General features: G+C 39.7%; 19 protein-coding genes. 8 read left to right on the forward strand and 11 right to left on the reverse strand.

Annotation, left to right across the window (positions count from 1 at the left end):
• Positions 1–145 precede the first annotated feature (145 nt).
• The 3 genes from GQR47_RS11250 to GQR47_RS11260 all read right to left on the reverse strand — a co-directional run bounded on the left by GQR47_RS11250 (position 146) and on the right by GQR47_RS11260 (position 4,026).
• Positions 146–763 (reverse strand): HAD family hydrolase, encoded by a 618-nt coding sequence (locus tag GQR47_RS11250; protein WP_165723788.1) that lies wholly within the window; start codon positions 761–763, stop codon positions 146–148.
• A gap of 321 nt (positions 764–1,084) precedes the next feature.
• Positions 1,085–1,579, reverse strand: coding sequence for a DUF6702 family protein (locus GQR47_RS11255; RefSeq protein ID WP_165723789.1), 495 nt, complete (start codon positions 1,577–1,579; stop codon positions 1,085–1,087).
• On the reverse strand, positions 1,579–4,026 hold the full coding sequence (locus GQR47_RS11260; RefSeq protein WP_165723790.1) for a M1 family metallopeptidase: 2,448 nt from the start codon (positions 4,024–4,026) through the stop codon (positions 1,579–1,581). The genes GQR47_RS11255 and GQR47_RS11260 overlap by 1 nt, the downstream gene beginning before the upstream one ends.
• 579 nt (positions 4,027–4,605) lie before the next feature.
• Here GQR47_RS11260 and GQR47_RS11265 point away from each other — a divergent pair.
• The 4 genes from GQR47_RS11265 to GQR47_RS11280 all read left to right on the forward strand — a co-directional run bounded on the left by GQR47_RS11265 (position 4,606) and on the right by GQR47_RS11280 (position 10,500).
• Complete coding sequence (locus tag GQR47_RS11265) at positions 4,606–4,842, forward strand: hypothetical protein (protein WP_002959190.1); 237 nt, start codon at positions 4,606–4,608, stop codon at positions 4,840–4,842.
• A 78-nt stretch (positions 4,843–4,920) separates the two neighbouring features.
• On the forward strand, positions 4,921–6,168 hold the full coding sequence (locus GQR47_RS11270) for an exonuclease SbcCD subunit D C-terminal domain-containing protein (RefSeq protein ID WP_165723791.1): 1,248 nt from the start codon (positions 4,921–4,923) through the stop codon (positions 6,166–6,168).
• Entirely contained in the window at positions 6,165–9,815 is a 3,651-nt protein-coding gene (locus GQR47_RS11275) for an AAA family ATPase (protein WP_165723792.1), read from the forward strand. Before GQR47_RS11270 ends, GQR47_RS11275 begins: the two co-directional genes overlap by 4 nt.
• A 28-nt stretch (positions 9,816–9,843) precedes the next feature.
• Positions 9,844–10,500 (forward strand): class I SAM-dependent methyltransferase, encoded by a 657-nt coding sequence (locus tag GQR47_RS11280; RefSeq protein ID WP_024596051.1) that lies wholly within the window; start codon positions 9,844–9,846, stop codon positions 10,498–10,500.
• 182 nt (positions 10,501–10,682) lie between these two features.
• Here GQR47_RS11280 and GQR47_RS11285 read toward each other — a convergent pair whose 3' ends face one another.
• Genes GQR47_RS11285 through GQR47_RS11295 form a run of 3 tightly spaced genes read right to left on the reverse strand, consistent with a single transcriptional unit; the run spans position 10,683 to position 12,115 of the window.
• Positions 10,683–11,075, reverse strand: coding sequence for an ACT domain-containing protein (locus tag GQR47_RS11285; protein WP_024596052.1), 393 nt, complete (start codon positions 11,073–11,075; stop codon positions 10,683–10,685).
• A gap of 19 nt (positions 11,076–11,094) precedes the next feature.
• A complete protein-coding gene (locus GQR47_RS11290) occupies positions 11,095–11,658 on the reverse strand; it encodes a hypothetical protein (protein ID WP_024596053.1) in 564 nt (187 codons plus the stop codon).
• 1 nt (position 11,659) lies between these two features.
• Positions 11,660–12,115 carry a YaiI/YqxD family protein gene (locus GQR47_RS11295; protein WP_002959175.1) on the reverse strand — a complete coding sequence of 152 codons (456 nt, stop codon included), beginning with the start codon at positions 12,113–12,115 and terminating at the stop codon, positions 11,660–11,662.
• A gap of 130 nt (positions 12,116–12,245) precedes the next feature.
• Between GQR47_RS11295 and GQR47_RS11300 the strand changes: the two genes are divergently transcribed.
• Positions 12,246–12,776, forward strand: coding sequence for a lipocalin family protein (locus tag GQR47_RS11300; RefSeq protein ID WP_024605217.1), 531 nt, complete (start codon positions 12,246–12,248; stop codon positions 12,774–12,776).
• Between the two features lie 222 nt (positions 12,777–12,998).
• On the opposite strand, the gene GQR47_RS11305 is transcribed toward GQR47_RS11300, so the two are convergent.
• The 3 genes from GQR47_RS11305 to GQR47_RS11315 are packed head-to-tail and all read right to left on the reverse strand — an operon-like array spanning position 12,999 to position 15,270.
• Positions 12,999–13,334 carry a DUF3325 domain-containing protein gene (locus GQR47_RS11305; RefSeq protein WP_165723793.1) on the reverse strand — a complete coding sequence of 112 codons (336 nt, stop codon included), beginning with the start codon at positions 13,332–13,334 and terminating at the stop codon, positions 12,999–13,001.
• The gene (locus GQR47_RS11310; RefSeq protein WP_165723794.1) at positions 13,331–14,932 is read right to left on the reverse strand and encodes a PepSY-associated TM helix domain-containing protein; all 1,602 of its coding nucleotides are present in this window, start codon (positions 14,930–14,932) and stop codon (positions 13,331–13,333) included. The genes GQR47_RS11305 and GQR47_RS11310 overlap by 4 nt, the downstream gene beginning before the upstream one ends.
• Positions 14,929–15,270 (reverse strand): hypothetical protein, encoded by a 342-nt coding sequence (locus tag GQR47_RS11315; protein WP_165723795.1) that lies wholly within the window; start codon positions 15,268–15,270, stop codon positions 14,929–14,931. Before GQR47_RS11315 ends, GQR47_RS11310 begins: the two co-directional genes overlap by 4 nt.
• 227 nt (positions 15,271–15,497) lie before the next feature.
• Here GQR47_RS11315 and GQR47_RS11320 point away from each other — a divergent pair, with 227 nt between their 5' ends.
• The 3 genes from GQR47_RS11320 (at position 15,498) to GQR47_RS11330 (ending at position 17,551) form a co-directional block, all read left to right on the forward strand.
• Positions 15,498–15,854 (forward strand): VOC family protein, encoded by a 357-nt coding sequence (locus GQR47_RS11320; RefSeq protein WP_039488837.1) that lies wholly within the window; start codon positions 15,498–15,500, stop codon positions 15,852–15,854.
• A gap of 150 nt (positions 15,855–16,004) precedes the next feature.
• Positions 16,005–16,586: a uracil-DNA glycosylase family protein gene (locus GQR47_RS11325; protein ID WP_138490136.1), complete on the forward strand. Its 582-nt coding sequence runs from the start codon at positions 16,005–16,007 to the stop codon at positions 16,584–16,586.
• Between the two features lie 86 nt (positions 16,587–16,672).
• Complete coding sequence (locus GQR47_RS11330) at positions 16,673–17,551, forward strand: bile acid:sodium symporter family protein (RefSeq protein WP_165723796.1); 879 nt, start codon at positions 16,673–16,675, stop codon at positions 17,549–17,551.
• Positions 17,552–17,844: 293 nt separating this feature from the next.
• On the opposite strand, the gene GQR47_RS11335 is transcribed toward GQR47_RS11330, so the two are convergent.
• Together GQR47_RS11335 and dgt are read right to left on the reverse strand one after the other, a co-directional pair.
• Positions 17,845–19,488 (reverse strand): cell surface protein, encoded by a 1,644-nt coding sequence (locus GQR47_RS11335; RefSeq protein WP_165723797.1) that lies wholly within the window; start codon positions 19,486–19,488, stop codon positions 17,845–17,847.
• 72 nt (positions 19,489–19,560) lie between these two features.
• The gene (gene dgt, locus GQR47_RS11340) at positions 19,561–21,027 is read right to left on the reverse strand and encodes a dGTPase (RefSeq protein WP_002959159.1); all 1,467 of its coding nucleotides are present in this window, start codon (positions 21,025–21,027) and stop codon (positions 19,561–19,563) included.
• Between the last annotated feature and the right edge of the window lie 161 nt (positions 21,028–21,188).

Consider the following 21,188-nt stretch of genomic DNA (forward strand, 5'->3'; position numbering starts at 1 on the left):
TTTGTGCCCCTAATGAATACGTTACGTTTTGCGGTATTTTACCAATTCAAAACGTATTGGGCTAGCTCCGCAATGGGCAAAACTTGATTAATAAAAACTTTTATAACTACATACTCATTTCAGAATAAATCAAATGGTATGCTATTTAACATAACTCTATTTTTTCAGAATAACTCTCAACTAATGTCACTAAGTCAGCAAAGTCATGTAAAACGTAATCGGCCTGATCGGCGTAAGCTGGCGTTAACTCTGGAGCGTATAAACATGCACGCATATTTGCATTGTGCGCAGCTTGAATGTCGTAAAGGTAATCGCCTACATAAAGTAAATTTCTGGCGTTAATGTTCCAAAGTGTAGCAATGGCATTTAAAGCGCTGGGATCTGGCTTTGCTGGGGCATCGCTTCGCGTTAAAACTGTGCTGATAGGGAGTGGATTATTTTGTAATTTCATTGCCGCTGCTTTATCAAAATTGCGAGTAACAATTGCCATCGGTATATTTTTAGACTTTAAAGCATTAATAGCTTCACTCACCCCAGGTAAAATACTGGCATGTTGTGCGTCTATTAATTCGTGTTGGTGAACTATATTCATTGCCTCTTCACGCATATACGGTGAGGGCAACTGAGCAATGTAATCAAGTAAGTCTTGCTCGCAAGGGCAACCTATTTGGGCTTTAATTAATGTAAAATCTAGTTCGGATGAAACTAATGTTCCATCTAAATCAAAAATTACTCCAAAAATAGCCTCAACCTGAGTAGTCATATCATTCCCTGAATTTAGTTATTACTAAATAAAATTTAAACATAAAATTCTCTACTGCTTATGCCCAAGCCAGTTATAGCTAAAGGGATAAATGAAACTAACTATATTTAAATTATTTATTTGCACTGCTATCAATCTATTGATAATACAGTAAATATAATTGGTAGTTGTAGCATGCGCAAAAAATGGTAAATATACAAATTGAACTACCAATTTTTACGTAAATTTACATATACCAGATCAAAAATGAACGCAGTTTAAACGTATAAAGAAAACGCGCACATTAACTGCAGTGCGCGTTGGTTGGGGAAGTTTTAACTGTTAATTTTGCTCAAAGCGGGCTTCGAGCCAAGTATCATCTTGTGCAAAGTTTAAAGTTTTAATCTTACCTTTGCCCTCAACGTTTACCATATTTACCTGAGATGGCCATAAATCACGAAGCGCGCCATTGCTCATTTTAATTCCTTCAATGTTTTCAGGAATTGGTGCTTCTTGGTAAACCCAAAAAAACTTACCATCAACTTGTGCTCCCACAAAGTTAAGTGGTAAAGGTTCACCACTTAACGTTTGTAGAGCAACATGCGATTCAACATACTTAGCAAAACGTTGCTGATCGGCTTTATTACTAATAATATCGATTTTGCCTTCAAATAATGTTCCTACGGCGTGTTCGGTATCATGTAAATAAAAGCGATGCATTAACTCAACATTATGCGTTCGTTTATTAAAAAGCACGGTTGTAACTGACGATTTTAGTTGATGCGCCATACTCGGCGCAGCAACTAAAAGGCAAACAATAATAAGCAAAAAGCGCATTATTGCGGCTCCTCACCGTTATCTTTTTCGTCTTTCTTCTCATCAGTTTTAAGCTCAGTTTTAATATCTTGCATGATATCGCGACTTACTTTAGCTTTACTCTTTTCCTTTTTAAACACTTCAATACGTGAAGGAATAATGCGACGAGGGTAGTTATTATTTTCAATATCTACATCCGCAGTTTCCCAATTAGGATCTACAGTAACTGATACAAGCGGTTTGTTTTTATCGGTAACAATTAGCTTTTGAACATTTTTATAATTACGACGCCAAATTTCAGCAGGAATATAACGCTCTTCGGTTGTGCCATCTTCATATGTTAGCTCAAGTAATATAGGCATTACCAAACCACCAAGGTTTGAAAATTCCATAACGTAGTAGTTTTTATCTTCTTCTAAAGCACGTTCAAGCGTTTTACGCTCCCACGGCTCTAAGCCTTTTAAAAACTTGTTGTACGAGTTACGTTCTTTATTGGTTACAGTAAAGCGGTCATTTTCGTCATAAAAATCGGTAACATCAGGGTTTTGCTCAACCCATGTTTTTTTACCTTCGGCGCGGTTACGCTCAACAAATAATGACGTAGGCTTGTCTGCTTCAATATCACGTAAACGGCTGTAATCAATATCAGGGTTTTTAGTGTCTAAACGTAGTTGATATACTTTATCTAAAGAGATATCAACATGGTCTGTGGTGTAAAACCAGCCACGCCAAAACCAATCTAAATCAACACCAGAGGCTTCTTCCATTGTACGGAAAAAATCAGCTGGGGTAGGGCGCTTGTATTTCCAGCGCTGAGCATACTCTTTAAATGCAAAGTCGAATAAGTCACGGCCTAAAATTACTTCACGTAAAATATTAAGGGCTGCGGCAGGTTTAGTATAAGCATTAGGGCCTAAACGTAATACACTGTCTGACTGAGTCATAACAGGTACTTGGTTTTCAGACTTCATGTAGCTCACTATATCGCGAGGCTCAACACCCCAAGGAATTGTAGGATCCCATTCACGACCAGCAACACCATCTAAAAAGCTGTTTAAGCCTTCATCCATCCACGTCCATTGGCGCTCATCTGAATTCACAATCATCGGAAAGTAAATATGACCAACTTCATGAATAACTACGCCAAGTAAAAAGCGCTTTTCAGCCTGAGAATAAGTACGAGTACCGTCATCTTGTAACTTAGTACGCGGACCGTTAAAGGTGATCATTGGGTATTCCATACCACCAACGGGGCCATTAACCGACTGTGCAGTTGGGTACGGGTAATCAAAAGAATACTTAGAGTACACTTCCATTGTGTGTACTACCGCTTCAGTTGAGTACTTTTTCCATAAGTCACCACCTTCTTTAGGGAAGAACGACATTGCCATAACTAAAGGTTGAACGTCACCACCTTGTTGATAACCTTTTGCATCCCACATAAACTTACGAGACGACGCCCAAGCAAAGTCACGAACATTCTGCGCTTTAAAGTGCCACGTTTTAGTTTTGTCGGTGCCTTCTTTTTCGTTTTCTAGCGCTTCTTCTGCGTTAACAATAAACACAGGACGCTTAGATGTTTCAGCTTGTTTTAAACGTTTGCGCTGAGTACTTGTAAGTACTTTACTCGCGTTATCAAGCTTACCTGTTGCCGATACAATGTGATCCGCAGGAACAGTAATCTCAACATCGTAATCACCAAACTCAAGCGTAAACTCACCAGAACCTAAAAATGGCTTGTTTGTCCATGCTTCGTAATCGGTATAAGCCGCTAAGCGAGGGAACCACTGAGCAATTAAGAATATGTCGTTGCCATCTTCTTCAAAGTGCTCGTAACCAGAACGTGCACCTACAGCATCTTCTTCAACAATGTTGAAGGCAAAGTTCATGCTAAATTCTACTTCTTTACCTGGTTTTAATGGCTCGTTTAAATCAATGCGCATTAAAGTATCAACTACAGTTACGCGGAGCTCTTTACCATCGTCATCCTTTACGCCACTGATTGTATAACCCAGTTCGTTGTCGCTCATAAATTGCTGACGGCGTAAGTCACCTAAACTTAATTTAGCAGGCTTTTGAGCTGGTAGGCTTTCTAAAGTGCTTTTAAACGTTTTAGTTGTTTCGGCAATAGAATCACTTTTAAAAATATTTTGATCTAACTGTAACCATAAATATTTAAGTGTATGCGGAGAGTTATTTTTATATTCAATGCTTTGGCTACCGGTAATACGGTGCTTTTTTTCATCTAGCTTTACATCAATATCGTAGTTTACACGTTGCTGCCAGTATTTTTCACCTGGTTCGCCAGCGGCACTACGATAAACGTTGGGTGTAGGAAGCGCTTCGTCTAATTGACGAAATTTATCAACAAAAGTACCTTTTGTTTGCTCAACCGAAGACGCCATAACCGCACTAGATATTGCCAAAGGCAATACAAAAGCACTTAGCGTAAGACCTATTTTTTTCATTGTTAGTCCTAATATAATTTTGTGAGCATACTTTGACAAATATACCAGTTAGCTTCAATAAATTAGCGACCAAGTACCGTATTTTTAGGGTGATGTTCACTTAGTTTATTAGATTGAAAAGTACAATTATTTTGTAACAAAATACGAATAAATAAAAACTGTAAAGGGGCTTTACAAAAGTGGGTTTTAATAATGGTTTTGAGCTGTTAAATACAAGTTTTAGAGCTTGAAAAAAGCACATTAATTTTACCTACTTTGCTAAAAAAGTATTGCTTTAACATTATCAGGTAAACCAATAATCCTATGTATAAGTGTCTCAAATTTCCAACAAGTAAAATGAGCTAAAAGCCCACTCTACTGAACAAAAATACAGTGAAAACAGCTGAATTATTGGCTCAAATATTGCCGAACTTCCTTAATGTTCGCTATTTTTACGATAAATGATAAATAGTGCAATTTTAGGTTGATCTTTAGTGCAGTTTATATTTAAAATCGCCAACCTTTTTATTTGAGGCAAATAAATTCGTCACATTTATCCTCAAATTAATATCGATTACTAGCAAGAAATGCGGTGGGCTTATGGATTTTTACATCCTAAAAAAACAACAAGAACTAATTGCGATTCCAGCAAGTGAGAATAACTGTAAGCAGTATCTCGATTCGGGTTATTTTTATATCGATAAAGTAGCAGCGTGCAACGAAACTAATGCATTAAAGGCGCTACACGCAAAACAAACTAAAACGTTAAAAATTCCATTATTAATGGCACTTTTAGCATTACCGGTTGTTTTTTCAGCTTGGTACAGTTTAACCTAAGGTAATACACGGCTTAGGCTTGCATCTTTAACTGCCTTGGGTATATTGGCGCTCTTACGGTTTAATTAAGAGCGCGACATGAAAGTCCTCCACACCTCAGATTGGCACCTTGGCCAACAATTCTACGAACACGACCGCCGTGTTGAGCATCAAGCCTTTTTTACATGGTTATTAGCCACTCTTGTTGAACAACAAATAGACTTACTTTTAGTTGCTGGCGATATTTATCATACCGCGACTCCAAGCGCTAGCGCCGAAAATCAGCTTTACCAATTTATTAAAGACGCCAAAAAGGCATGCCCACAATTACACGTAGTAATTATTGCGGGTAACCACGACTCTGCAAATCGTATTTTGGCAGCTCAGCCATTACTAGCGCAATTTGATACACACGTAGTAGGGCGCTTTGATGTCGCGACACCCGATGAAACTGTTATTACCATAGATACCAATGGTAAACGCGCTGTAATCGTCGCTATGCCATTTTTACGTGCAAGCGATGTAAGTTTACTTAGCCAAACTGAAAACGGCCCTAGTTACGCTCAAGGCGTTGCAAAAGCTTATGAACTTGCACTAGAGCAAGCTACTAATATAAACGAGCAAAACTCACCACTAATAGTTATGGGGCATTTACACGCAAAAGGCGGGGATATCTCAAGTGATTCTGAGCGTAACTTAGTAATAGGTGGTGAAGAGTCTATTTCTGCTAATGTATTTGGTAAACAAGCCAACTACGTTGCCCTTGGGCATTTACACAAAGCGCAACAAGTCGCTAAAAGTAATGTTATTCGCTACAGCGGCACACCTATCCCTATGTCGTTTTCAGAACGTAACTACACGCACCAAGTAAATGTTGTTGAGTTTATTACTGATGAAAAACAACATATTAGTACAACTGTAAACCCCCTTTACATTCCGCGCTCTGCCGATGTAATTATTTTACCAAAAGGGGAGTGTGTACCATTAAGCGAACTATGCGAGCAAATTAAAGCGCTCGACACTGCACAAAATACAATAGCGCCTTATTTACGTGTAAAGCTTAAATCAAGCGATACCGACACCACCTTCAGAGAACAAATAGAACAAGCACTTGAAGGCAAGCATATTAAATTTTGTGGTATTGAACGTGTACGTGAGCAATCAGCGCAAAATGACGACAACACCGTATTTGAAGATTTAAGCGAAGTTGAAATGCTCAACCCGCTTAACTTATTAGAACAAGCATTTGCAAACGATAAAGACATGGCTGGGCAAAGTGTACCCGATGAGCTAAAAGCACTTTTAAGTGACGTGATAAACGAGCTAACGGAGCAAGAACAACTATGAAAATAACCGCAGTTCGTATTCATAATTTAGCTTCAATAGTTGATGCTGAAATAGACTTTACTCAAGCCCCATTAAAAGATGCAGGCTTATTTGCGATAACAGGCGATACCGGCGCTGGTAAAAGTACTTTTTTAGATGCGATATGTTTAGCCCTTTATACAAAAACAGCGAGGCTACGCGGCGATAAAGGTAACTTAATTGAGTTTAATGGCGACAGCATTAAGCTTAATGATGCGCGGAACCTACTTCGCCGAGGTACATGGGAAGGCTACGCCGAGGTTGACTTTTTAGGGCAAGATAAACAGCTTTACCGCGCGCGTTATACAGTTTCACGCACTCATAAAAAGGTAACTGGCAAACTTAAAGTAGCAGAGCACACCTTAGTAACCCTGCCAGACGAAACCTTAATAGCTGACAAAAGCCACACAATAAAAGAAGTTGAGAGTAAAATAGGGCTTAACTTTGAGCAGTTCTCCCGTGCCGTACTTTTAGCGCAACATGAGTTTGCTGCATTTTTAAAAGCCACTGGCGATGAGCGAGCGCAACTTTTGGAGTGCTTAACAGGCACCGATAAATTTAGCCGTATTGGTGTGCGTATTTTTGAGCGCCATAAAGAGCAAGTGGCAAAGCTTGAAGCGCTCAAAGCAGGCCTTCAAAGCTATACCTTATTAACGACCGATGAACTTGAGTTACAACAAACCAAGTTAACCGATTTAAAAGCGCAAACCGAACACACTAAAAAAGAGCTAACCAAAACCGAAAAAGCACTTAACTGGTATCAGCAAGCTACAGTGCTTGAGCAAAGCTTACTGCAGGCACAGCAAACCCAGCAACAAGCAAGCTCAGCGCTTGAAAGTATCGTTGATCAAAGCGAGCAAGCAAAACAAGCCAAGCAGGCGCTTGAAATAAAAGATAACCGCAGCCGTTTTACTCAATTAACCGATCAAAATACGGCGTTAGATCAGCAAATAACATCACTTAAAAGTGTTGATCATTTAGCGGTAATTAACGAGCGTAACACCGCGCTTGCTAAGCATACTGAGCTACTTAATAACGCCAATGAGCAAAAACAAAATGCAGCGCCCGTTATAGCAAAAGCGAGAGAGCTCGACAGCAGCATTGCTTTGCAAACTCAAGCTGTAAAAGGCACAGAGTCGCAAATAACCAAAGAGCAAACTCAACTTGATGAGCTCACACAGCAGCTTAAACAAAGCAATAACGAGCTAGAGCTCGCTAATACCGACTCAACTAAAAGCCAGCAATGGCTTAATGAGCATGCACAGCTGCACGTTTTAGCAAAAGACTGGAGCTACTATCAGCAAAGCTTTAATACTTACTTAAATGCACAGCAGCAATTAACTGCAAACCTTGCACAAAGCCAAACTCTTAATACCGAGCTTGCAGGTCAGAGCGAGCGATTAAATACACAAAATAATAAAGTGCAGCAGTGCGAGGCGTTACTTACGAGCGAGCAGTCAGCTTTGCAGGTTTTAAATACTCAGCTTAATGAATTTAATGCAGAGCACTGCGACGCGCAGCTAAAAAGTATTGATTACTTAAAAGAGCAGCGAGAGCGCTATAAGCAATTTAACGCAGAGCTAAAACAAAGCACTCAACGCCAGCAAGTGCTCAATCAGCAGCTAAATGAAAGCCAGCAAGCCCATGCTTTACTTAATCAGCATTTAATAACCAGCGAGCAAGCACTTAAAGGCAGCGAGTACGCACTTAACCAAGCGCGCTTAAGAGCCAGCGAAAACGTAGAGCATTTACGCACTGAGCTTCGCCCTAATGAGCCTTGTTTAGTGTGCGGCGCAACGGAGCATCCGTATGCGGTAAATCAAAATCAGCAATTAAATAACTTAATTACTGATTTTGAAAATGCTTTTAATACCGCTAAAAAGCAATTTGACCATGCACAAAGCGAGCTGCATAAACATCAAACTCAACATGCTGTATTAACTGCTGAACACGGACAACTTGAGCAAATAATACAAACAGCAAAAGCCAAACAGCTCGACATTAAAAATACCATGCAAGGTGCACGTAGTGAGCTTAACGACTTAACGCCTGATCAGCTTGAAGTAACTTATAAGCAATTAACGCAGCAAAAAGCGCAATACTTTGAGCAACAAAAACGTCAACGTACATTGCAAACCAAAGTAAACGAGCTACAAGCAGCACTTAAAGCAGAGCAGCAAGTACAGCAGCAACTGAGTAATAAACACCTTGAGCTTACACACCAGCAAAACCAGTTAACGAGTAAGCATAGCGAGCTTAGTGCACAAATTAACGAGCTGGGTACAACACTCAATAATCAATTTGAAAACAATGATTTTTGGCAGCAACTACAAGCCAATACGCTTGAACTTACCGAGCTGAACAAGCAGGTTACACAGTATCAGCAAACTCAAACGCAACTTGAGCAAAGCCAAAAGCGCCAAGACACAGCTAATGAGCAAATAAAGCAGCTTACCCCGCTTGTTAGTAAAAGCGAGCAATCGTTAAAAGCACTTAATGAAGAGTTTGTAAAAGCAAAAGAGCTATTAGACGCTGTACAAAGTGAGCGCTCAGCTTTATTTAATAACGAGCAAATAAGCGCAGACGACTACCAAGCAAAACTCACAAGTGAGCAAGAGCAAAAACAATCGCAGGTTCAAGCGAGCCAAAAAGCCTATGACGACGCGATAAAACAACGAGATGAGCACGCTATAACGCTTAAAAATGTGGAGCAACGCTTACTTGAAAACAGCCAAGAACTAGCAACACTTGAGGCACGTTACAACCAGTGGTTTGCTGACTTTAAAGCGCAATACAGCGACGTAACGCACGAACAGATCAAAATTTTACTAACGCTAAGTAGCGAGACTATTAAAGCGCATTTAAATCAACACGAGCAGTTAACTCAAGCGTTAACAGATGCAAATGCCGCATTAAAACAGCAGCAACTTACGCTTGAAAAACACAACAGTAGCGATAAGCCAACACAAAGTGCAGAGGCTTTAAGTACGCAATTAAGCAGCTTAAATGAGCAACAAACGCAGCTGCAAAATTCATTACTAGCAACTAATACCGCTATAGAGCAACACAACCAAAACGCAAAGGCGCTTGAAGGCAAACAAGCTGAGTTAACTACGCTTAAAACACAGGTAGAGCAGTGGCACTTGCTTAATAAAGTATTGGGCGATGCAACGGGTAAAACCATGCGTAACTTAGCACAAACACAAACGTTAAAAATATTACTGCACTATGCCAACAGCCATTTAAAAACACTCAACAAACGCTACGAATTAACCGCCATAGCGCAAACGCTCGACATTGCAATTATCGACCGCGACATGGCCGACGAGCAACGCTCTGTTAATACGCTCTCGGGCGGTGAGTCATTTTTAGTATCGCTAGCGCTTGCACTTGGTTTAGCATCGCTTTCGTCTAACAAAGTACAAATCAATTCTTTGTTTATTGACGAAGGGTTTGGTACGTTAGACAGCGAAACCCTAAGCATTGCAATGGACGCTTTGGATTCTTTGCAAGCACAAGGCAGAAAAGTAGGCGTTATATCGCACGTAACACAAATGAGCGAGCGTGTAGCCACTCAAGTGCATGTAGCCAAAAAGCCAGGTGGATATTCCACAGTTGAAGTTTTATAAGCAACATTACTGAAAACAAGGAGATACAATGCCAACGTTTACAGGCGAGCAAGCAACACAATACGATAGCCGCATAACCCGTTTAGTGCCTGGTTATGAATTATTACATCAGCTCACTAATGCGCAACTACAAGCAACGCTAAGCGACAATGCGCATATTTTGGTAGTAGGGGCAGGCACAGGCAAAGAAGTACTTGCACTGGCTGCACTAAACCCTACATGGCAATTTACTGCGCAAGATACATCAGCCGATATGCTTGCTATCGCACAGCAGCAATTTGATGAACAAGGCATAACAAGCCGCGTAGATGTACATAATGGCCCAGTTGATAAGTTATCGGTTAAAGCCGATGCCGTTTTATGTTTATTAGTAATGCATTTTTTAGAAGATAACGGCGATAAAAAAGAGTTATTAAAAGCAATTAAAGGAAGTCTTAAAAAAGACGCAAACCTTTTTATTGCAGATTTAATGCGCCCCGAAACTTCATTTGAGCGCGAAGCCCAGCTCACAACGTGCGCGCAATTGGGTTTAACCGAAACAGGTAAAACACAAACAGGGCACGACTTAGAAAATGAGTTTTACCCGCTTGATAGAATGCGCTTTAGCGAACTACTAAACGAGTGCAAATTTGGCATTCCGAAGCTGTATTTTAAAGCCCTAGGTTTTAGCGGATATGTAGTTTAAGTTTCACAAGCTAAACAAGCACCCGCTATTTAGCACCAATAAAAACACCGAGTGAACAAACTCGGTGTTTTTATATAACCCTCTCTACACCCCGAAGTTTCTCTAAGCGTAGGTCGGATAAGTGAGGCGCCACCCGACGCTCTAATATCCACATCACTCAGATCATTACTGTGCCAGCAATCCTAACCAATCTCTCCAAGTGCTTTCATTGCAGCTTGTGCTTTGTCTGTTTGTACAAAAATATGGTCGTGATAAAACGCAGCTACCACATTAGCGCTAATGCCATGCTCAGTTAGCTTTGCAGATACCGCAGCTGTTAGCCCAACGGCCTCTAAGCTTGAATGTACATTAAGAGTAATTAAATTATATTTACCCTCGTAAGTAATACCTGCTTTATCGGCGGTTTCAGCTTTTAAAATAAGGGTTAGGCCTTCCTCTTCAACGTAAGTGGCAAGTGGCTCTAAGTGAACATAATCAGCCAATTTCCCTGCCAAACAGCAAAATATGTATTCACCTTGTTTAAGCACAGGCTGCATTGATTTTAATAATTCGTTTAACTCTAAAATTCCGGCCATGGTCGTTCCTTACAATGTGTTATTTAGTGCCTTTTAGCTGCGCGACTAGCTCGCTTAATCTCGCAATTTTTATATTACTTAATTGCCTGTAATCAAAATACGGGCACACAATAATGTTGTTACTGGTGTCTATTGCAAACTCGTCGTCGAGCCAATCAAATTGTGCATGCAACTTACCTTGTTGTAATAAGTTTTTAGCGTGCGTACGCCCAGCAATTATGTGTAGCTGATTTTGATTGCTAGTAGCTTTATCTGCGCAAGTAATAGTAGTGTCAGGCGCGCTAAATAGCAGGGCGGTTTTACTATTTTTTTGCAGTAAATACTCATCGCGATATTGTTGCCAAGTAGGGGCTTGTTTAGCAAATGAATAATGCTCACTTGGCAGGGAAAATAGCACTTTGGCGTAAACGTTAAACACTTTGCGCCAACCATTACCACAGTACTGGTTTATGGTATTTATTTGCTCATTTATAACCGGTTCTAGGTATTCAAGTGTTTCAAAAAACGGCATGGGCGGCGCTTTTGCTACGTATACCGCCACGCTAAATTGCGTATCACCTAAGCCAACTAATTGGGTATTCAAGTTAGTTAGCCTTGTTTTGCGCTAAAATACGGTCGAGGTTATTTGCAAAGTTTTGGCGATCGGTTTGGCTAAGTGGCGGCGGCCCACCACTCATTTCTACGCCGCTTGAGCGCATGGTATCCATAAAGTCGCGCACGTTAAGTATTGAGCGGATATTCTCGGTGGTATAAAGCTCGCCACGTGGGTTGAGTGCTTGCCCGCCGTTATCAATTACTTCACTTGCTAGCGGAATATCGCCTGTAATAACTAAATCGCCTTTTTCAACACGTTTTACTATTTCGTCGTCGGCTACATCAAATCCCGACGATACTTGAACGCGGCTTATGTATTTTGACGGCGGAATACGCATTGCGTGATTCGCTACTAAAATAGTCTCGATTTTCATACGCTCTGCAGCTCTAAAAAGTATTTCTTTTATAACAACAGGACACGCGTCTGCATCTACCCAAATTTTCATGCTATGGTCATTTTTATTGCTTTAGAATTAATATGATCCTATAGCAAATTTTTTTAATCGGCTAGCAAACTTTATATCCATCTATATGTAGATAATACGTACGATTTATGTAATTAAAAAAGGAGCTTACATGAAGGCTATTAAATACGGTTTACTTATTACAGGGTTATTTTTTCTTAGTGCCTGCACCAGCCCTCCTGAGGGAATAACACCCGTTAAAAACTTTGATATACAAAAATATAAAGGCAAATGGTTTGAAATAGCGCGTCTTAATCACTCATTCGAAGAAGGGATGGAGCAAGTTACCGCGACTTATTCAATTAACGACGACGGCACAGTAAAGGTCCTTAACAAAGGGTATTTAACGGATGATAAAAAATGGGATGACGCCGAAGGCTTAGCCAAGTTTGTTGAGGGCACCGACACAGGACATTTTAAAGTCTCGTTTTTTGGTCCATTTTATGGCGCTTACGTGATTTTTGAGCTTGACCAACCCGATTATCAATATGCATTTATAACCAGTTACAACAAAGATTACTTGTGGTTTTTGTCGCGTACACCAACGGTTAGCAAAGAGCTTAAAGAACACTTTTTAACTAAAGCTAAAGAGTTGGGCTTTGCTACCGATGAAATAATTTGGGTAAACCAAGAGACTATGTAAAGGGGGTTTACAGTTAGTTATATACGTTTTTAAAGTAGTAATAAAAGAGTCACCTAACCGTAAAGTAACTTAAATATATTATGGTTATATTGTGTGTACTTGCCGTGAGACAGCAAGTATTGGAAACACTGAATATCCCCTATTGTTGGCAAGCTATATAGCTTGCCATTTTTTTTGCCTAATATATGGGAAAGTAACGGATCACGTTTTTACTAACTAAGGCTAGTTTAATGCTAAAAACAACCCACTTAGTACAACTAACACGCTATTTAAAACACTAAACCACTTCACGTAGCCTAGTAAAAAATTATAAAAAACCATTATAATTAAGACACTTAGGCTCATAAATCCGCAAAATAGTAATGCACCATATCCATCTTGAGTAACTATACAAAGCACCAAGCTTAGTAAAATACTGATCCAAGCAACTAATAGCAGCTTTTTACGTTGGGATTCTGTAGGGCGTTTTTTAAATACATCTTTAAAATGATTATACTTAGCCAGCGCAAAACAGTTAAAACTGAGCAGGCATAGGCTAAACCCAAGTAAATCAATCATGGTTTTTGCCTTTTAAGGTTATTAGATTGACTAGGGCTGATTATTTTTGAGTTGTTTTTAGCAGTACGTAATTTTTCGGTTTGTATAAAAAACAATATACTAAATAACAAAAACAGTGCATCAAAAGTAAATAAAGCCCACTGTTTGTGCATCAAATAGCTAACTAGATTACCGTTAGTTGTAAGGGCATTAATAACCGGTACGCTTAAACATGCAACAGCATTTATAGCTGCCATAACTCGCCATTGCAGTGTGTCGCGCTTTATAAGTGCTAAAAGAGCAACCGCTAGCCATGTTAAAAAGAACGCGAGTATTTCTTTATCGGCGCGCTCTGCGGTAGTTGAGCTAAGTAGTCTGTTAGCAATAAAAAATGCACACGTTGCCAGTGGAAGTCCCATAATAGTGGCTAGGTTTAACCCTTCAACTAATTTTAAACCAAACGAAGGTTTAACGTTATTTTTAGTTCGCTCGCGAATTCGTTTAGCCCACATAATACAGCCAGAGCCAATCATTACACAGCCTGCAATACCGCCTAATACGTATAACCAGCGCAACAACCACGTAGCTAAACGCCCTGTATGCATAGAATTAAGCGATTCGTAAAGCGCTTTGCTGCTAGTTAGCTCGTCATCAGTTTTAGCGACCATTTGCCCTGTAGCACCACTAAATATTAAGCGTGGTGCTTGGTCACGTAGTGTTTTACCTGCGCTTACCAATACGGTAATTGTTGAAGCTGCCATATTTGGTTGGTTAACTTGTACGCGAGTAATATCTGCATGAGGCCACTTAGTATAAACCTGATCTAAAATGCGTTGTATTGGCACCATTGGCAATTCGCCTTGGGCTTTATCGGTCATGGTATTGCGAGGTGTTACATCGTTAAAAAAGCCACGCATGCCGTCATCATAAGAGATTTGCGCAGGGTAGGGAAACAACATAAATATAAGTGTAATTATACCCGTGTAAGTAATCATTAAATGAAAAGGAAGGGCAAGCACAGAGCTTAAGTTATGGGCATCTAACCATGTACGGCTACCTTTGTTACGCCTAAAGCTAAACATATCTTTAAAAATACGCTTATGAATAACCACCCCCGATATAATGGCAATCAGCATAAAAAAGCTAGCAAAGCACACAATCCAGCGTGCGGTTATTGCATCCATGTAATGTAAATCATAGTGCAGCCGATAAAAAAAGTTACCGCCTTTAGTATCTACAAAGGGCTCAAGCTCTTGCATGGTATTAGGGTTTAGCTGTGTGTTTTCAAACCGGCTGCGGCGCTGGCCTGTCTCTTTTGGTTTTGCATAACCATAAATTAAATAAGGAATACGCGGCTCGGGTAATGTAATACGCCAGCTTGATGAGTGAGCTCCATGGCTAGCTAAGTAATCGAACCCTGTAATTATTTGTTGTTTTTGCGCTTCTATACGCTGTGTTTGGGCTTGCACATTATGAATGGCTGGTTGATTCCACAACGTTATTTCGTCTCTAAAAAAGCTAAGAGTCCCTGCAAAAAATATTAAATATAATAACCAACAAACGAGTAACCCTACCCAAGTGTGCAACCAAGTCATCGATCTGAAAAAGCTGTCTTTCATACCCAACCCTTCAGTAATGCAAGCAATCCTATGAACGCTCCTGTACTTAGTAAAATACTGATCCATACTGTTTTTAATGATTTAACGCTAAAAGCATAAATAAATACAACGGCATAAATTAAAATGCTGATTGAAACACTAAACAGCACAGCGTCTTGTTTAGCTATTGGCAATACAAAACTTAATAACGCAGTGCTTGCAGAGGTAAAAGCATAGCCACCAATTATGGCAATAAAAAAACGTAAAAATACCAAAACTCGATAACTGCTTACGCTTTTTACTATAAGCGTAATCACGTTAACCTTATCGAATGGCGCACTGTGCAAAGGTGCCTGCATAGTTAATTAATCCCTTTATTTAAAGCTGAGGATAAAACAAAGGCGCTATTATATATGTTACAAATACAAAAGATAGTTATTCTCATTTGTGATATTTAATTTTTAAGTAAGTTATGCTTACTTAATTACTTAGTAAAATACTGATCTGATATTGTTTAATGATATTGCACAGGCTCTATGTAAAGCTTAAGGTTAATAAACTGAGTAAAAATAAAGAGTGAATAACGATGAGCGATCACGAAAAACTAAATTACGTTGAGTTTCCTGCATGCGACTTACCCGCAACTAAGGCCTTTTTTAGTCGTGTATTTAATTGGCAGTTTACTGACTACGGCCCAGAATACACGGCGTTTAGTGGCCAAGGGCTTGATGGTGGCTTTTTTAATGCGCCGCTTAAATCGCTAACTCAAAACGGTGCTGCGCTATTGGTTTTTTATAGTAACGACATTCACGCTACGTATAAAAAAGTACAACTCCATGGTGGCACAATATTAAAACCTATTTTTGAATTTCCGGGTGGTTGCCGGTTTCATTTTGCAGAGCCGAGCGGCAATGAATTTGCTGTATGGGCAGAGCAACACTAGGTTTTACAAGGCTTGTAGCGCGAATGAGCTTAAAGATCACGATTTTACTAACTAACGCTCGTTTTAATTAAAATAAACCGATTTTTTACCAACTCATTTATCCTAAATGGCCATTTAGGATAAATATTAAGCATTTAAGGCCAAATAAGCATGAATAGTCACCAATTAATAGAGCAAGTTAGTAAATGCGTGATCTGTGAACCTCATTTACCTTTAGGGGCTCGCCCTGTTATACAATTTAACCCAAACGCACGTATTTTAATTGCAGGGCAAGCACCTGGAATCAAAGTTCACGAAACAGGTGTGCCGTTTAACGATGCAAGCGGAAACCGCCTGCGAGAATGGCTTGGGCTAACACGTGATGAATTTTACGATGCCAATAATATAGCAATTTTACCTATGGGCTTTTGCTACCCGGGTAGGGGGAAGTCGGGTGATTTACCACCGAGAAAAGAATGTGCCCCTGCATGGCGCGAGCAATTATTGGCTGCACTACCAAATATTGAGCTGACAATAGTGCTTGGTAAATACGCGCAGGCGTATCATTTACCAGAGACTAAAAAAATGCCACTTACGGAGTTAGTAAAATCGTGGCGTGAGTATTGGCCAAATTATTTAGTGCTTCCACATCCGAGTCCGCGTAATAATATATGGCTTAAAAAGAACCCATGGTTTGAACAAGATGTACTTCCAGAACTAGATAAGCACGTGGCTGCTATTTTAAATAAGTAATACTTCTAGTTATTGTAAAGGGGCGTTACAGTTAACTTAAAAATTAACACTCTAATTAAAAACAATAACAAACGAGGCTGTCTAATTTGAATGCATCTATATTAACTGAAGTAATACTTCCACTCGCCCTTGCACTTATTATGTTTGGTATGGGTCTTGGGCTCACAACAACCGATTTTACTCGTTTATTTAAAAGCCCGCTTGGCATTGTCATGGGTTTAATAGGCCAACTTGTAGCAATGCCTTTATTAGCATTAGGGCTGTGTTATTTACTAAACCTACCAACGCCTATCGCTATTGGTTTAATGATATTAGCTGCTTGCCCCGGCGGTACTATGTCAAATGTAGTAAGCCAGCTTGCTAAAGCTAATTTAGCGCTTTCGGTAAGTTTAACAGCTGCCTCTACCGCAATTAGTATAATAACCACACCGTTTATTATTGGCTTTGCTATGAGTCAGTTTGCCCCAGCGGACGATGCTACTTTTTCTATTTTAACTACTTCATTAGGGCTATTTTTTATTACCTTAGTGCCAGTTGCTATAGGCATTTGGTTGCGTCACTTTAAAAGTGATTTTGCCATTAAAGCAGAGCCGTTTTTTAGACGCTTCTCGTTGTTTTTTATGCTTATGATGATTGCCGCACTAGTAATAAAAGAGCGCGATTTATTAGTTAGCTCATTTAACAACGTATTTTGGGCGTGCATAGCGCTTAATATTGGTTCAATGGTTGTTGGTTGGTTAATTGCTAAGTGTTCAAAATTAAATTTAACTGATTCGCTGACGCTTTCAATTGAGGTTGGAATTCAAAATGCATCGTTAGCTATTTTAATCGCTATTAGCTTTTTAAATAAACCAGAATACGCAGTTACCGGTGGCGTGTATGGCCTTGCCATGTTTATAGGACCACTGCTATTAATTGGCGGGTTAAAGCTTAAAAATAAACGTACCGCTAGGGCTGTTAACTAGGACTTTTAATTAGGGCATGTTGACCAAGTTACTTTAATTTATGGCTGCGGATAACGTAGCCTTAAACTCAAGTCTAAAAATACCACCAGTTAAATGTATGCTCTGCACTCATCGCGCCAACAAGTTGTAAGCTTATAAAACACTCTCAAGCTTGAATATTGCGCCAGGCGCTGAGCTTGCTCGCGCAAGGAGCGAAGCTTCTAATAACTAAGGCGCATTTTAGGATGGGATAAGAGTATAAGTAATACGGTGAAAAATAGCGCCTCAAATATGAGGCGCTACTTTAAAACTTACTATTTGGTTTGCATGTTTTTAGCGCGTTCTTCTGCATCTATTAATGCTTGCGATTTAGGCGCGCGTTTTTTCTCTTCTATTTTGGGCTTTTCAGTTGAGTCAGGATCCCAGCTTGAGTCTAACGACAAGTTAGCAAATGGATTGTGACTGTCTGCTTTTTTAGGCTCACTTACTGGCTCATCAACTTGCGGTGTTGTTTGTGTTTGCTCAGGTGTTGCGCTTTGTTTTTTAGGCATCGGCTTTTCACCAGGTAATGGTGCATCTGGGTTAAATGTACGTACCTCTGGTTCTTTAAAGTCTTGCTCTGTTGTATATGTAGTCGATTGAGCGTCAGCTATTTGCTCTGGTGCGTGTAAATCTACAACCGGCTCACTCGCTGTTACTGGCTCAGGAGTACTAATAACCGGCTCTACAGTGTTGTGTTCGGCTTCTATTGGCGCAGGCTCCGTTACTTGCGCTGTATGGTGCTTACGTTGTTTTTTTACAGGCTTTGCATCTGGATCAAAGTCGCGTACTTCTGGCTCATTAAAGCTGCTGGCATTTTTAATACGCTCTAAGGTTGTTTTTGCTGCTGCTTCAAACTCGGCTGTATTAGGCTCAGGTTTTTGCTTTACTTCGTTAAACGTAGCGGTACTTGTTTGCTCTAAAGTATCAATTGAGTTAAGCGGTGTAGGCTCAATTTCGCTTGTTTGCACTTGTGTAACTACGTTGTTTTGCTCATCTGAAATTTGCGGTGGTGTATGTTCAATATCAGCATTTTGTGTAGTGTTCGTAGGCTCTAAAGGCTCTTCATTTGCCTCTACGCTGCTCTCAACTGGTTTATTATTTTGAGTTACTTCGTTGATGACGACAGGCTCAATCTCTGGCTCTTTTGTAGTTTCAGGTTTAGCTGGCGTAGCAATTTTTTCTGATTTAACTTCAGGTGGAGCCGCTATAGTCGGTTCTGCCATCACTTTACTTTGTTTTGCACGGCGCAGGCGCACGACTATCATAGCGCCAATAAGTACCACTATAACAAGTATTAAAGTGGGTAAAAGTAACGAGCTTGGGCTTTGTGCTATAGGTTGCGGCGCAATAACTGGCGCTGGTTTAGTTAACACCGGTGCTGGTTTTACAGGTACAGACTTTTCAGGCGTAGGTTGAACGTTTTGCTCTGGCGTCGCCGGTTTTACTTGCTCTATCACAGCTTCGTTTTTTTGCTCTGTAACTACTTGCTCGGGTACTGCTGTTGTTGGCTCTGCATCAATTACTATTTCGTTACTATTGGTATTTAGCTGATCGTTAATTTGTTGTTTTTGATCATCAGTTAAATTAAGTGTTTGCTCGTTGATGCTATCTTTAACAGCTTCTTCAGTGAGTTGTATTACAGGGGCAGGTTCAACAATTTTAGGTTGTGGCTGAGTAATAATCGCCGGCTCTGGCTCTATTATCTGTGGCTTTGGTTGTGCTTGAATTTCTTTTGGCTTATTACAGTTGTTTTTGTAATCACGCGCTGCCTTACGATATTTTTGACTCGCTTTATTATTACTATTTTGCTGCATTTCTTGTTTAATTAAAATGCACATAGCTTCGTTGTATGCAGCACTTTGCGCACTATAAAATAGGGCAAAGCAAAGGGTAAATCTAATTAGTTTTGATATCATAAAGTTATGCGCGCTTAAATATTAATAGTTTGATTTTAAGCGCAAAATTGAAAATTATCCAGAGTAATACGACTAATCAATAACCATAAGGCTGCGATATTCATCGTAAGCAAATTGGTCTGTCATACCGCTTATATAGTCTTGAATTAATCTACAGCGATAATAAAATTCGTACGCTGCAAAGTGATCGGGCTCTTCTTGCATCGCATCTATTGCGTGTTGGTAACTATTTAAGTGCTTTTTAGAGAGCTTTTTTACAAGTCGCGACTCAATTAATAAACGTGAATCGCCATTTAGAGCGCGCCTAAAGTCATCGCTGTTCAATTGCAGTAGCGGTTTGTAGCAATCGAGTAAGCCATTAATTATTCTATAACCTTGCAGCTCTAATTTTTCGACTTCTTTGTTTGAAAATACATGCTCAAGTGCCACTTGCTTTAGCATTTTGGTTACAGCGTGTAGATGGCTTCTATCTTCTAAAAGTGCTTGGTTAAAGTCGCCATGGTAAATAGGTTCTATATTTTCAATAAAGCGTTTTGCAGCATGTCCAACTAGCGGATGTAAAAGTGCAACGCGCAGGTATATAAAAAATTCGCTATTAAAGTTATACGGTTGTGCTTTGGCGCGCTCATGTGCGTAGTCAACTGCTTTATCTACAAAAGTTTGGTGCTCTGTATCGTCTATTGTTAGGTTTATGAGTGCTTTTTTATAATGACTTTTAAGCTGTGTACATAAGAATTCGGTGCTTATGATCCCTTTTTCAACAGCATCCTCTATATCGGCTAGGCAATACGAAATGTCGTCGGCGGCTTCCATTATATAACTTGCTGGATGGCGGCAATATGGCTCAATAGTGAGCTCTTTTTGTAGCGCTTCAACAAAGTTTTTTTCGCTGTAGTAGTAACCCACTTTCTTCATTAAGTAGTTTTTATTTTGCGGTATATCTTTTGTATCAAGCCCTGCAGGTCGAGTGTATTTTAAAATACCAGCACTTTGGCTGTAAGTTAAATTAAGCGTTTGCAACGAATGAATTATACGTATGCCTTGAGCGTTGCCTTCAAAGTTACAAATATCAAGCGCAAGGTGTTTAAAAACAACACCTATACCGGTATTGGGCTCTTTGCAGCGCTCGGGTGTTACGCTTGCTAGGTTGTTATTAAACCAGTGGTTTATTGCAGCTTCGCCAAAATGTCCAAACGGTGGGTTGCCTATATCGTGCATTAGGCAGGCCATTTCTACTAAGCTTTCTAGGGGGCGTTCTAGGTCGGTTAAGCCGTAATCTTTTTGTTGTTGGTAGCTTAAATTTGCAAAAATACGTTGCACTATAAAACGACCAACCTGTTGTACCTCAAGCGAGTGAGTTAAGCGCGAACGAACAGCTGCGTTACGCTCAAGCGGAAACACTTGGGTTTTTTGCTGCAGCCTGCGAATAGCGGCACTGTTAATAATACGGCCACGGTCGCTTTCTAGCGCCATTTGTAAGTTGGAGGTTGTGCGATACATTCGTGCTGGCGTTATTTTTTTACTAAAATCTATGGTCATCTTTATACTTATCCTTTTTACAATTGATGACTGGCATAGTTTTTAGCACATAGTCATTTGTCTTTAATATACAGGGTTTAATCTATCAGTTTGTATCATAAAGTAACAACTTGCTTTAAAATAATTTTTTGAGTAATTGTTGTGCATTTATAGGTGTTTAT

The sequence above is a fragment of the Pseudoalteromonas sp. Z1A2 genome, assembly GCF_011378755.1.
GTDB classification, from domain to species: domain Bacteria; phylum Pseudomonadota; class Gammaproteobacteria; order Enterobacterales; family Alteromonadaceae; genus Pseudoalteromonas; species Pseudoalteromonas distincta.